This window comes from Aquimarina sp. U1-2, from assembly GCF_017897595.1.
In the GTDB taxonomy this organism is placed as follows: domain Bacteria; phylum Bacteroidota; class Bacteroidia; order Flavobacteriales; family Flavobacteriaceae; genus Aquimarina.
Genome location: NZ_JAGKIK010000001.1, coordinates 327,481 through 341,227 on the forward strand (window position 1 = coordinate 327,481; position 13,747 = coordinate 341,227).

Genomic DNA, 13,747 nt, shown 5'->3' on the forward strand with positions numbered 1-13,747 from the left:
TCTATTTTACTGAAAAACGAAACACAATGCAAATAAAAGAGGTTATACAACACCTTGAAACTTTAGCTCCTACAGCGTATGCCGAGGATTTTGATAATATAGGACTTCTCGTTGGAAATGCATTAACAACCGTAACAGGCATTTTGGTCACGCTAGATACTTTAGAATCTGTAATCGATGAAGCTATTCAAAAAAACTGCAATCTTATAGTAAGCTTTCATCCTATTATATTTAAAGGATTAAAGAAATTTAATGGGGCTACGTATGTAGAACGTGTAGTCATGAAAGCTATTAAACATGATATAGCCATCTTCGCTATCCATACGGCATTGGATAATGCATTTCACGGAGTAAATGATATGATGTGTGAGCAACTAGGTCTTATGAATCGTAAAATTTTAATTCCGCAGAGCGGAACGATAAAAAAACTCACCACCTTTGCTCCTACCACAGAGGTAGAAGCACTACGAATCAAACTATTCGAAGCCGGGGCCGGAAGCATTGGGAATTACGATCATTGTAGTTTTTCTTCTGAAGGAACGGGCACTTTTAAAGCCCTTGAAAACGCTAATCCGTCAATCGGAGAAATAGGCAAAATACATTACGAAAAAGAAACTCAAATTCAGATTACTTTTCCAATTCATAAAGAAAGAAAAGTTTTAAAAGCACTTTTTGATACGCATTCTTATGAAGAAGTTGCTTACGAAATCATTACGTTGCAAAATAGCAATCAACATATCGGTATGGGAATGGTAGGAGAACTACCTGAACCGGTTGAGGAATTGGATTTTCTAAAACACATTAAAAAAACATTTAAAACAGGTTGCGTACGGCATTCAGAATTGTTAGGAAAACCTATTAAAAAAGTAGCAGTTTTAGGGGGAAGCGGTAGTTTTGCCATAAAAAATGCCCAAAACGTGGGCGCTGATTTATTCATAACCGCAGATCTTAAGTACCACCAATTTTATGAAGCAGAAAATAAAATTGTTTTGGCTGATATAGGTCATTACGAAAGCGAACAATACACAAAAAATCTAATTGTTAGCTATCTTCAAAAAAAAATCAGTAATTTTGCCATCATTTTATCGGATAAAAACACCAATCCTATTCAATATCTTTAAAATATGGCAAAGAAAGAAGTTACTGTTGAGCAAAAATTAAGAGCACTGTATGACCTGCAATTAATTGACTCTAGAGTTGATGAGATAAGAAACGTTCGAGGAGAGTTACCTCTAGAAGTTGAAGATCTTGAAGACGAAGTAGCCGGTTTAAATAAAAGATTAGAAAAGCTAAATACTGATTTAGAAACTATAGATGAAGGCATTAAAAATAAGAAAAATCTTATTGAAGAAGCTAATGCTTTAATTAAAAAATACGCCGAGCAACAAAAAAATGTTCGCAATAACAGAGAATACAATTCTTTAAATAAAGAAATTGAATTCCAGGGTTTAGAAATTCAGTTAGCAGAAAAACACATCAAAGAACACAAAGCCCAAATCGTTCAAAAAAACGAGATTATAGCGCAAACCAAAGAAAAACTTGCCGAGCGTAATGAGCATCTTTCGCATAAAAAAGGTGAACTTGACGCAATTCTGGCAGAAACTGAAAAGGAAGAGCAAGCATTACTTGCAAAATCTGAAGATTACCAAAAAGATATAGAGGATCGTTTAATTAATGCATACAAAAGAATACGAAGTAATGTGAAAAACGGTCTTGCGGTTGTTCCCATAGAACGAGGAGCTTCAGGAGGTTCCTTTTTCACCATTCCACCACAAATACAAATGGAAATCGCCTCTCGTAAAAAAATTATTACCGATGAGCATAGTGGTAGAATTTTGGTTGATCAAGAACTAGCCAAAGAAGAAAAAGAAAAGATGGAAGCGCTGTTTGCCAAATTATAGCTATTACCATCACGTACCATACAAAGTCCCAGCATTACTCTGGGGCTTTTTTGATTCTTATGCCCCTTGCCTTAGCTTTGACCAGTTTTATATTCGTTTTGATATAAGGCGACGTACTACGGGATAAAATGAATAAGAACATGAATCATATTTTTATTATAGGTTTTGTTTGGCCAGAACCTAACTCGTCTGCAGCTGGGATCAGAATGCTACAGCTTATTCACTTATTTCTATCCAAGAATTGGAAAATCACCTTTGCAAGTCCTGCAACACATACACAACATATGCTTGATTTGGATGCGCTGGGAATTACGACATGTACTATCGAAATTAATAATCCCAGCTTTGATCACCTTATCAAGAAATTACAACCAGACGTAGTTGTTTTTGATCGATTTATGATCGAAGAACAGTTTGGGTGGAGAGTAGCCAAACATTGCCCAAATACATTAAGGATACTCAATACGGAAGATCTGCATAGCCTACGAAAAACCAGGCAAGAATGTTTTAAGAAGAACAAAAAACATACTTTTACATATCTTTTCGCAAGTGATTATACGAAAAGAGAGATCGCTAGTATATATCGCTGCGATCTTTCGTTACTAATTTCTGATTTTGAAATGAAAATATTAAAAAGCACTTTCAAAATAGAAGAGCAATTACTTCATTATTTTCCTCTTTTATCTGATCCTATCACAAGTGCTATTAAAAATCACTGGCCATCGTTTGAAGAAAGAGAACACTTTATAACTATCGGGAACTTTCGTCATGATCCCAATTGGAACGCTATTTTATATCTTAAACAAACCATTTGGCCTTTGATACGAAAAGAAGTGCCTCAAGCCGAATTGCATATATACGGTGCTTACCCACCACCCAAAGCAACACAATTAGATCATAAAAATGAAGGCTTTCTAATTAAGGGTTGGGCAAAAGATGCCCGGGAAGTTGTCAAGAAATCTCGTGTTTGTCTTGCACCTTTGCGATTTGGAGCCGGAATTAAAGGGAAACTTGTTGAAGCCATGCTATGCGGAACCCCAAGTATTACCACGACTATAGGAGCAGAAGGCATACTAGGTGAAGATAGCGACTGGAGTGGTTTTATAGCTAATACTCCTGAAAAAATTGCCAAAGCCGCTATTGCACTCTACAGCAATAAAAATATGTGGCATCAATCACAACAAAACGGAATTGAGATTATTAATACTCGTTTTCAAAAAAATAAACATGAACCTATACTTATCACTAAAATTGAAGAACTACTCTCGAATCTTACCAAGCACCGAAGTCAAAATTTTATAGGCAGTATGTTGCAATTTCATACGCTGCGAAGCACTGAATTTATGTCAAGATGGATTGAGGAGAAGCACAAGTAAACTACTTCAGGGTAGTACACCTTCTGGCGGTACCAATAAATGAAAGCTCATATTAAAGTAACTTCTGACGTATAAAACAAAAAGCTCTTCCATTTGCAGGAAAAGCTAATTGTATACTCTATAAATACTTTTATTACTTATAATGCAGCGACATGCTTTGCTAATTTTGATTTCAAATTAGCTGCTTTATTTTTATGAATAACATTATTTTTTGCCAATTTATCAAGCATAGAAATAACAGTGGGAAACATAGCTTCTGCTTCTTTTTTATCGGCTTCACGTAATTTTTTGATAGCATTACGTGTTGTTTTGTGCTGATATCTATTTCTAAGACGTCTAGTCTCGTTACTTCTAATTCTTTTTAATGCTGACTTATGATTTGCCATCTCTCTACTATTAAATTTCTTACTTCAATATTTGTAGCCCGTAGGGGAATCGAACCCCTCTTACCAGGATGAAAACCTGGCGTCCTAGCCGATAGACGAACGGGCCATTTTTCTTTTTCAAGAATTGCAAAGATATAGTTTTCACCATACATCTACAAAACGTTATCTATATTCGTAGCCCGTAGGGGAATCGAACCCCTCTTACCAGGATGAAAACCTGGCGTCCTAGCCGATAGACGAACGGGCCATAATTATTTGTCTAATTGCGGATGCAAAAATACAACTATTTTTTAATGGCGCAAGCGTTATTAATTTTTTTTCTAAAACCTTAATATGCCTTCGCAAATAATACTCGATTTTTCGAAGGTTTCCCACTATAAACACAGACACCTTCTTCTTCTTTTTCGTCAAAAGGAATGCATCGAATAGTTGCTTTGGTGAGCTCCTTTATTTTTTGTTCTGTTTCGATGGTTCCGTCCCAATGTGCATGAAGAAAACCACCTTTCTTTTCTAAAATTTCTTTAAATTCATCGAACGTATTAACCTCTGTAATATGATGATCTCTAAACTGTTTTGCTTTTTGATATAAACTTTCTTGAATTTCAGGGAGTAATGATGTAACCACATCCACCACATCTGTTTTGGATACGAATTGCTTTGATAATGTATCCCGTCTGGCTAATTCTACGGTTCCTTTTTCTAAATCTTTGGGTCCTATGGCAATTCGTAAAGGAACTCCTTGTAGTTCGTATTGAGCAAACTTAGCTCCCGGTCTATGTGTATCACGATGATCATATTTTACAGATATTCCCTTGTTTTTAAAATCATCTACCAAAGCATTTGCCACTTCAGATATTTGATGTAATTGATCTTCGCCTTTGTATATAGGTACAATCACTACTTGTATTGGCGCCAAATTTGGAGGCAAAACTAATCCTTTATCATCACTATGCGTCATAATCAAAGCCCCCATAAGCCTTGTAGAAACCCCCCAAGACGTAGCCCAAACAAAATCCTGTTTTCCTTCTTTAGAAGTAAATTTTACATCAAAAGCCTTTGCAAAATTCTGACCCAAAAAATGCGAAGTCCCTGCTTGTAATGCTTTTCCATCTTGCATTAATGCTTCAATACAATATGTATCTACAGCTCCGGCAAAGCGCTCACTTTCTGTTTTTCGGCCTTGTATGACCGGTATAGCCATAAAATCTTCAACAAAATTCGCATAAATCGTATTCATTTGTTCGGTTTCTGCGATAGCTTCTGCTTTGGTTTCATGAGCAGTATGCCCTTCTTGCCATAAAAACTCTGCAGTTCTTAGAAATAAACGAGTTCTCATTTCCCAGCGTACCACATTTGCCCATTGATTGACTAAAATCGGTAAGTCTCGATACGATTGTATCCATCCTTTATAGGTATTCCAGATAATGGCTTCAGATGTTGGTCGAACTATAAGTTCTTCTTCTAGTTTGGCCTTTGGATCAACAATTAATTTTGAAGCATCTTCGGGATCTGTCATCAATCTATAATGCGTTACCACAGCACATTCCTTTGCAAATCCTTCAGCATTTTTTTCTTCAGCCTCAAATAAACTTTTAGGGACAAATAACGGAAAGTACGCATTTTGATGACCGGTTTCTTTAAACTTTCGATCTAATTCTGCCTGCATTTTCTCCCAAATAGCATAGCCATAAGGTTTGATCACCATACAACCTCTAACCGCCGAATTTTCAGCAAGATCGGCCTTGACTACTAATTCATTATACCATTTTGAATAATCTTCACTTCGTTTTGTCAAGTTCTTGCTCATAATCTGCTATTTGGCACAAATGTTGATGCTTTGTTAAATATAATTTTGTTAGCGCAAAACTAACTAAATTTGTAATGTTCAACAATAAAATAAGAAGATATGCGTCCTAAAAATTATTTTCAAAGAAACATAGCTCCCATTATAGTATGTATGGCTGCTATAGTACTGTTGACATCCTGTGGTTCTTATGAATATGTACCTTATGAAGATGGTGTTTATGGTAGAACAAGTCGCCAAAGAACTGTAGAAAGACAGCCAGATAATACAACACCTAAGAAAAAAACGAACTATTATTCTAGTTATTTCTCTGAAAAGTCATCACAAATAGATAACGTTATTGAACAAAATGAAGTTTTTACTGATGTGGACTCTTACGCTGGTGAGAACTATGATGTTGCAGACACCACATCTGTAGCTTTGAACTACGATACAGGACAACCCACCTGGGGAAGCAACCCTACTGAAGTTAACGTAAATATTTTTGACAATGGCTGGAACAACTGGGGCCCGGGATGGGGACTCGGTTGGGGTTGGAATTCAGGCTGGGGTTGGAACAACTGGGGCCCGGGATGGGGACTCGGTTGGGGATGGAACGCCGGCTGGGGATGGAACAACTGGGGCCCGGGATGGGGACTTGGTTGGGGTTGGAATGCAGGCTGGGGCTGGAACAACTGGGGTCCGGGATGGGGTAACCCATGGATTGGCAGAGGATTTTATGGCAACCACTATGGCTTTAACAGAGGATATAGAGGCTACGGACGCAATAGATATGTAGCTTATAACGGCGGAAGAAATTCATACACTACAAATAGTCGTAGTAGAACATATAGCGGCTCACGATCTAGCACGAGATCAAGAAGTTCTTCCTATTCAGGAAATAGACAAGGATATTCTAATCGCAGACGAGTATCTGCCGATGGAAGCAGAAGTAGAAGTTCTGGATATTCAAACGGCTCTTATAATTCTAGATCCAGATCTTCGTCAGTTAATAGTGGTGGATCAAACCGATATTCTGGTCCTGCAGCAAGAACAAGAAGTAACTCTTCAAGTCGCAGCCGTAGTTATTCACCTAGTTCTTCATCACGAAGTAGAGGCTCCTCTGGGTACTCTCGAGGGGGTTCATCTCGTAGTAGCGGATATTCACGCTCTAGTAGCGGAAGATCTTCATCGCGTAGTAGCGGAGGTAGAGGTGGCAGTAGAAGTCGTGGAAGAGGATAAGTCTGACTAACGTATATCATACAATTAAGGACTCTTTAAGTACTTACATTTTTAGACAATCACTCTTAGATAATCGAAATCATAGTATGAGAATAAAAACTGCATACATTTGTTTATAATTTCAATACTGTGATTAGTTAGACCCGAATTATGCATTATACACTATCTATTACGAGTTAAATCTGGAAATATTTCGCTTATATGAAAAAGCTATTACTAAGTATTGTTGTGTTATTTGCCTCATTTTTAAATGCGCAAGACATTACTGATGCTTTACGCTATTCGCAACAAGATATTTTGGGTACGGCAAGATATAGAGGCATGAGTGGTGCTTTTGGAGCCTTAGGCGGCGATCTATCGGCCATACAAATTAATCCTGCCGGTTCTGCTGTGTTTTTAAACTCTTATGGTTCTATGACGCTTTCATCTACAAGCATACATAACGATGCAGCATATAACACCACTGTTTTTTCTAATGGAGGAGTGACCAATAATTCATCAAATTTAAACTTCAATCAAGTTGGTGTTGTTATTATTTATGACCATTTTGATGAAGATTCTTCAGGAATTAATAAAATTTCTTTAGGAATAACATATGATCAGACTGCCGATAATGCAGATGAAATGTTATCTTTAGGACGAAGCAGAAATTCTATTGATCGTTTTTTTATCAATGAAGCTCAAGGCGTGCCCTTAGATTTAATCACTCGAAGAGTAGGAGAAAACTCAACAGAACTTTATTCATTTTTAGGTGAAACCGAAGGATACGGAGCTCAACAGGCCTTTTTAGGATATGAAACGTTTATTATTGAAGCCGATAATCCAGATGATCCAAACAATACATCGTATTCGTCTAACATTGGAGCCGGTCAATTTGATCAGGAGTACTATTATGAAAGTACAGGCATCAACGGAAAATTTACCCTTAACTTAGGAGCTCAGATACATCGTGATTTCTATTTTGGCATTAACCTGAATTCAAATTTTTTAAACTACGACAGAGTAACTGAATTTTTTGAAGAAAACAATAACCCAGGAAGTACTATTAACAGTGTGCTATTTACCAATAGGTTAACTACTTATGGAGTCGGTTTTTCTGCACAAATTGGAGGGATTGCAAAAATTTCACGTATGCTTCGTTTGGGAGCTTCTTATGAGACTCCCACTTGGTTTTACATTGAAGAAGAAACTACGCAACGATTAGAAACGATTAGTACTATTGATGGTAGAGCGGTAGTAAATCCAAATACTGTTAACATTTTTCCTGAATATGAGTTACGAACTCCTGCCCGATACACCGGGAGTATAGCTTTTCTCTTTGGGCAGCGAGGATTGATAAGTTTGGACTATTCGTATAAAGATTATACTTCTATTCAATTAAGCTCTGATTTTGGAGCTATCTTCTCTGATACGAATGCAAGAATTGATACGCGTTTACAAGATGTCTCAACAATTCGGATTGGTAGTGAATGGAGAAATAAAAATTGGAGTATTCGAGGTGGGTATAGCTTTGAAGAGAGTCCGTACCTAAATGATCTCATTCTAAGCGACAGGAACGGATTTTCAATCGGAGCCGGTTATCATTTTGATAAATTCAGATTTGATGTTGCCTATGATTATATCGAGCAACAGCGATTAGAGCGTTTTTATCCTAATTCTGGTTTTGATAATTTTGCAATAGTCGATACGTCTAGAGAGACTTTAACTTTTACATTAGGAATGAATTTCTAATCAATAGACTTTCCTTTGGTTATTACTTGGGTTGCAGCTAAAGAATATAAAACTTTACTTCTTCGTTCGAATAATTTTTCTTTGGTGTATACTAGTCTTATTTTTGAAATATATCAACGCTGAATGAGGTTCTCCTTTTCAAATAACAATTAAGATTTTGAAATAGAACTTTTTACTGTCCTGCTTTTAGACCCGCTTATCGTATTAGTGAAAAACTACCTGCAAAGACTCTCCTTCTCGCATTTGGATCTCGTGGCTCATTAAACTCTACTCTAAACCAGTAATCAGAAGATGGCATCATTTTTCCGTTATACGTTCCATCCCAACCTGCACCTCCTGGTCTAAGTTGTTTCAACAACTTACCATATCTATCAAATATATAAATAAGGGCAGTGGGCTGATCTTCAATATTGATTAAACTCCAAGTATCATGAAAACCATCTCCATTAGGTGTGAAGTATTTGGGATAACCTAGTATCATAAATACTTCTGAAATTCTTTCACTAGCCACACAATCTCTGTATCTAGCGATGATACGATAGTCTCCTGGTGGAACATTATCGAACACTGGAGACTCTTGATAGGGTCTGGACACTACAAAACCGGCACCTAAATCTCTCTCTAATTGGTACTCAAAATCAGTAAATCCTAAGGTTTGAATGTCTGTTGGTGTTGTAGTAATCTCTGCAGTAATTGTATAATTTCCTGCAAAAGATTCTTCGGCTATGTTCGGTGTTATGTCAATTTCGATGGCAGATACATCTACTACTGTAAGATCATCTCTTCCTACTTCTGTAGTTCCTGCCGAATCCGAATAACCAATTAATTCGTAGATACCTTGTACCCCTACTTCGATAACCGGCGTATCTGTTCTTCCTCCGATATTGGTAAAACTACCAGGATCAGAACCAATAGCTCTGGTTCTCCATTGGTACGCTATTGCACCCGGGAAACGCCCTTCTAAAGTAACAGGAAACTCCCCACACGTCGCAATGTCTTGCCCCACACCTGGCTCTAGAATGCTGCAATCGGTAGTCCCGGCATTATCTTCATCTAGATTAGTTTGCTGTAATTGTATCACTCCGTCTTCGTCAGAAAAATTGGTAATTAAAATAAAATAATATTCTCCCGACTGCGCGTTTGGAATGGTAAATGTTTCTATGAATATATTCTCTTCCGGCGTTCTTGCAAAACTACAATCGACAATATTTGTGTTATCAAGACCTAAAGGCCCGGTTGTATAAAAATCTGGATCATCTACGTTATTAACACATTCTTCTGGTCGAAGGTTTTCTCCGTCACCATTAAGATCACAACCTCGAGGTAAATCATCTTCGCAATTAATAAAGGAAGTCGTAAAAGGACCCCATGCTATAAAATCAACATCAAGTTGTCGTTCCTCCCTTTCTAAAGTATTACTTTCATTACCATCAACCCATTGCTGTATATCAAAAATCAATTCTCCTGCCTGGTCAATTCTTATGAAATACCAAGAAGAATTACGCGTACTATCCAAACAGCCAACACCCTGAAAATTGATATCTTCTCCAGTAATATTAGGAAAAGTCAATTCTTGAGAAGCATCAGAACAAAAGGGTTGTGCAGTTCTACAAGCTACATCAAAATCGAGTTGCGCCTGTATTTGATGTACAGCTAAAAATAAGTAAATGGTGCATGCTATGATTGGGGCTAGTGTCTTCATTATGGCTAATATAATAAAAATTATATGTTCTAAATAATGAGACTTCTTTTTCTAGTCATCTCAAAACAAATCTTTACTTAGTATTAGCGGTAAACTACTCTTTAAGCACGTTCTAATACGGCATAAAAAGACCTCATAAATAAATAGCCTGAATCCTAAACTAAAAACTAAGAATTCAAGCTATTTACGTCTCCAAATAGAGGCTTATATCTGGTACTTGATCGCTTATTCCATTATTAATTTTTTAGAGATCATTTTTTTTCCGTTTGACATTACAGTGATAAAGTAAAGACCTTTTTGTGTAAATGCATTTTTCGATATTTTTAGTGCTTTACTTTCTTTAATCGAAGTCGCATAGATTTCTATACCATACATGTTTGTAATTTGTAAGGTATCAAATGTATTCGTATTCAATTGGATATGAACATCTCCTGATGTATTTGGATTAGGAAACACGATAAATTCCTGTAACGGGTTTACCGGATTGTTCACTTCAAAGCTTTGATCAATCTCAAACGTTCTGGTATTGCTATTTCTCAAAGCCTTTGCCCTGAACTTTCTTAATTTTTCTATTGCCGAGTGATCCAGTTTCCAATTTTTATCATCGTAATAAGGAGATATCCAGGCAAAACTAGAAGCTATCCTACCCTTCAAATTATACTTTACCGGATCCCAGAATGGATTAGGTGACTCTAGGCAATACGCATATTCGTTAAAATTGTTATATAAAGTGCCATATGCGATCTTTTGCCATGTGCTTAGTAAGTTAGAAATATCCTGTTGATCAAAACTTGCTCCTTTTAATAAATCCCATGTTTCAGACCCGCCGTTTCGTGAAGCATGTGCCAGATTTTGCAAGGTGTGCATAGCATGTTCTATAACAACAACTCCATGAATGGCATCTCTATACGTTAGTTCGAAGGGTAAGCCATATAAAGTAGCAGGTAATTGAGAGCAATTATTGCTTCTTGAATGATCAAAAATAGTAGTAATTCCTTTAAATCCTCTTTCTTTGTTATTCACACGAAGTGCATTAAAATACGTTTCAAAAAGTTGAGTATCCTGAAGCAGTAAAGCTATTAACTGACATTGACCAAAAGAAGAGGTACCGCGATTTTTCTTGCGCTCTTCATAACGCTGATCAGGATGAGTCCACATTTTATTGGCAAGATCTCGTAACCAGGAATCAATATAATTTCGATCTCGAGATGAAATCTCATCCCTAATTGCATCATAAGATCCATAAGCCCCAAGTAGCCAGGTACGCAATGCAATATCACCCTCGTACCAATGATCTGATGATTGTGATTGAAATTTGATCCAAGTACGAACCGGGTGGTCTCTTACGATATCTTTCCACAGAGAGGTTAAAAAATTTCGGTACGCGTTCAAAGCGTTGTTTGCACCCCCATCAAATTCACCCCATTTTCTGGCCAAATAAACAGCCGCAACTGCCTCGAGGGCTTTTTCTGCTTCATAAACCCAGTCGGCATTAATGCTAATTTTTGTCATAGGGCTTTGTAAACCTTCTCTTACGAATTGATCTGCATAGCGTCGAATCTCATTAAAATCTCGAGAATTGTAAAGATCTCTGGCTTCGCACGGACTCATATAAACCCAGTACTGACGATTCTCTGACATAAATTCGGAACAATTAACAGGGCTATTTCCTGTACCCTCTACTCCAAAAACTTCTACTTCATTAAGGCTTATCCAATTCCCATTATATCCATGGGCGCCAACAACTTTAATTCTAATAAATCGTACATCGTTAGATGCGACCTGATCTGAAATAACATCACCATCCTGAGTATTATTTCTTCTATCTACCAATGTATAATAATTGTTTCCGTTCTTCGAACCTTCAACAATATACTGATAAGCCCTCTTTTTATAGGGATAAATATTTAGTTTAGAAATGGTGTAAATATTTTCAAGATCTATGGTAAGGCTTTGAGGGAAAGACTGGGCAGACCATCTGCTTTCGTCACCTAGATTACCATCGACAGCTTTGGGCGCTTTATTTCCAGATTGCTCTCGTGTAGCCGTAACAGGCTTGTTAAACGCCAGGTTTGCAGATGTAGGTGGATTTGAATCCTGATCCACGAAAGATGCATTAGTAACTTTTAAGGTACACACTTCGGTATTGATTACATAATTGTTTAGAGCCGTCACCGCTTGTTGCTCTGTACGAAATCTATAATCTTTACCTAACCGAATTTCTGCAGCCCCGGGCGGAGTTACATATATACTGTACTTATGTTGTTTTACATCTATTTCTAATCGAACGCTATACGTTTTGTTTTTTATGTAAGGGATTTCGGTATCTGCTGTGTATTGACTCCCGTTGCGCGCATCGAGCATTCCATCGGCATTAAAACGAACAATACATGCTAAGTCACTATACTTATTAGCATTACCTTTGGATAGCCCAACAACTCCGTCCATATAATTGGAGTTGGCCAACATATCCCAAGAGGCTGTAAAAGTATCTCGTTGATCCTGAAAACCATTATTTTTCCAGGAAATAGTGCTAGTACAACTTCCCGGCGTACTAATCTGTTTGTTTTTATACAATTTGAAATCGTCCCAATAGAATTTCAAACTATCACCAGCCGCTGTGACTTTGTCAATAGTGTAAAAGTCTTTTGTATACATTTTAAGCGGATTAAATTCTGTGATACCATCAGGGTTTTTGTCATCGGGATGATGAGTCCAATTTGATATATTTGCCATGGTCACCTTTTCATTATTCTCTGTAGTGAGTACTAACAAAAATCGACCTGAAGAATTATTGCCTTCTTTTATATACAATTCTAATGTAAACCAGGTATCAAGTGGCAGTGGAAATGTTGATGTGGTTTCCCAGATTTTGTCATTTCCTTCCCCCCAGCAACAAGGTCTTGACTTTATTTCTCCTGTCGACCTAAGAAACAGTTTTTTATTTCTTCCGTTTGCTTTAACGATATTCACTTTCATTCGGTAAGGAAGAATGTCTGGTTTTCCTACGTTCATCCAATCCACATCATTCCATATTTCAAAAATAGTTAGAAAATCAAATCCTTCGGGATGCTGCTGTAAAGGTCTAAAAGATGCTGAAGGCAAATATAATTTTACACTTTGGTAGAATTCTTTAATCCCCTTTTCTGAAAAATAACAATTAGCTTGCACCCTACCTCTGTCATAACTTACATTGTCACCGGTTAGCCAGTATTTTAATACCATACCCTTATTTTTGTTCGTAGGGTCTTTTACAATAACAGCTCCTCTCTTATTTTTTTGGTTCGCATCTTTATCCTGATATTGAATATTAAATGCACCTATGTTTGGATGGTTCTCTAAGTCTTTTTCCCAATCCATTTTAGGGCTTACACTAGTATCCGTGCCCTTTATATCCTCACCAGAGTAGTATGAACCAGGTTCGAAACCCGAGTGAAAAATCAGTTCTTGTGCCGAACCAAAATAAGGCAACAAAAATAAATAAACGATAATTTGTACTGTATTTTTCATAAGATTTGATATTTAGAAATGCCTATAGTATTAAGAGCATTTATAGTTTACATAACGACTCTAAAACAATAATCATGTATTCTTTGAATATTTGTTTAAGAAAACTCTTTGTTCTC

The 13,747-nt window shown here is 36.9% G+C and carries 9 protein-coding genes and 2 tRNA genes; 5 read left to right on the forward strand and 6 right to left on the reverse strand.

The genetic code is table 11. From position 1 onward, the window contains the following. Positions 1-26: 26 nt before the first annotated feature. From J8281_RS01375 to J8281_RS01385, 3 genes are all read left to right on the forward strand, one after another. Positions 27-1,121, forward strand: coding sequence for a Nif3-like dinuclear metal center hexameric protein (locus J8281_RS01375; protein WP_210195794.1), 1,095 nt, complete (start codon positions 27-29; stop codon positions 1,119-1,121). Positions 1,122-1,124: 3 nt separating this feature from the next. Beyond that, positions 1,125-1,901, forward strand: coding sequence for a zinc ribbon domain-containing protein (locus tag J8281_RS01380; protein ID WP_210195795.1), 777 nt, complete (start codon positions 1,125-1,127; stop codon positions 1,899-1,901). Positions 1,902-2,041: 140 nt separating this feature from the next. Next, positions 2,042-3,277 (forward strand): glycosyltransferase, encoded by a 1,236-nt coding sequence (locus J8281_RS01385; RefSeq protein WP_246848932.1) that lies wholly within the window; start codon positions 2,042-2,044, stop codon positions 3,275-3,277. A 137-nt stretch (positions 3,278-3,414) separates the two neighbouring features. Here the strand turns inward: J8281_RS01385 and rpsT are convergent, their stop codons facing one another. The 4 genes from rpsT to proS all read right to left on the reverse strand — a co-directional run bounded on the left by rpsT (position 3,415) and on the right by proS (position 5,470). Continuing rightward, complete coding sequence (rpsT, locus tag J8281_RS01390; protein WP_210195797.1) at positions 3,415-3,663, reverse strand: 30S ribosomal protein S20; 249 nt, start codon at positions 3,661-3,663, stop codon at positions 3,415-3,417. 34 nt (positions 3,664-3,697) lie between these two features. Beyond that, positions 3,698-3,769 (reverse strand) — tRNA-Glu (locus J8281_RS01395). Between the two features lie 69 nt (positions 3,770-3,838). Beyond that, positions 3,839-3,910 (reverse strand) — tRNA-Glu (locus tag J8281_RS01400). An 81-nt stretch (positions 3,911-3,991) separates the two neighbouring features. Next, positions 3,992-5,470 carry a proline--tRNA ligase gene (proS, locus tag J8281_RS01405; protein WP_210195798.1) on the reverse strand — a complete coding sequence of 493 codons (1,479 nt, stop codon included), beginning with the start codon at positions 5,468-5,470 and terminating at the stop codon, positions 3,992-3,994. A 99-nt stretch (positions 5,471-5,569) separates the two neighbouring features. Here proS and J8281_RS01410 point away from each other — a divergent pair, with 99 nt between their 5' ends. Both J8281_RS01410 and J8281_RS01415 read left to right on the forward strand, forming a co-directional pair. Next, the gene (locus tag J8281_RS01410; RefSeq protein WP_210195799.1) at positions 5,570-6,688 is read left to right on the forward strand and encodes a hypothetical protein; all 1,119 of its coding nucleotides are present in this window, start codon (positions 5,570-5,572) and stop codon (positions 6,686-6,688) included. A gap of 201 nt (positions 6,689-6,889) precedes the next feature. Then, positions 6,890-8,419 (forward strand): OmpP1/FadL family transporter, encoded by a 1,530-nt coding sequence (locus tag J8281_RS01415; protein WP_210195800.1) that lies wholly within the window; start codon positions 6,890-6,892, stop codon positions 8,417-8,419. A 196-nt stretch (positions 8,420-8,615) separates the two neighbouring features. On the opposite strand, the gene J8281_RS01420 is transcribed toward J8281_RS01415, so the two are convergent. Together J8281_RS01420 and J8281_RS01425 are read right to left on the reverse strand one after the other, a co-directional pair. After that, positions 8,616-10,121 (reverse strand): T9SS type B sorting domain-containing protein, encoded by a 1,506-nt coding sequence (locus J8281_RS01420; RefSeq protein WP_210195801.1) that lies wholly within the window; start codon positions 10,119-10,121, stop codon positions 8,616-8,618. A 225-nt stretch (positions 10,122-10,346) separates the two neighbouring features. Continuing rightward, positions 10,347-13,631 (reverse strand): discoidin domain-containing protein, encoded by a 3,285-nt coding sequence (locus J8281_RS01425; protein WP_210195802.1) that lies wholly within the window; start codon positions 13,629-13,631, stop codon positions 10,347-10,349. Positions 13,632-13,747: the final 116 nt, after the last annotated feature.

Coding starts and splice junctions, on each gene's coding strand:
- J8281_RS01375 (WP_210195794.1), top strand. CDS start 27: ATGCAAATAAAAGAGGTTATACAACACCTTGAAACTTTAGCTCCTACA.
- J8281_RS01380 (WP_210195795.1), top strand. CDS start 1,125: ATGGCAAAGAAAGAAGTTACTGTTGAGCAAAAATTAAGAGCACTGTAT.
- rpsT (WP_210195797.1), bottom strand. CDS start 3,663: ATGGCAAATCATAAGTCAGCATTAAAAAGAATTAGAAGTAACGAGACT.
- J8281_RS01385 (WP_246848932.1), top strand. CDS start 2,042: ATGAATCATATTTTTATTATAGGTTTTGTTTGGCCAGAACCTAACTCG.
- J8281_RS01425 (WP_210195802.1), bottom strand. CDS start 13,631: ATGAAAAATACAGTACAAATTATCGTTTATTTATTTTTGTTGCCTTAT.
- proS (WP_210195798.1), bottom strand. CDS start 5,470: ATGAGCAAGAACTTGACAAAACGAAGTGAAGATTATTCAAAATGGTAT.
- J8281_RS01415 (WP_210195800.1), top strand. CDS start 6,890: ATGAAAAAGCTATTACTAAGTATTGTTGTGTTATTTGCCTCATTTTTA.
- J8281_RS01410 (WP_210195799.1), top strand. CDS start 5,570: ATGCGTCCTAAAAATTATTTTCAAAGAAACATAGCTCCCATTATAGTA.
- J8281_RS01420 (WP_210195801.1), bottom strand. CDS start 10,121: ATGAAGACACTAGCCCCAATCATAGCATGCACCATTTACTTATTTTTA.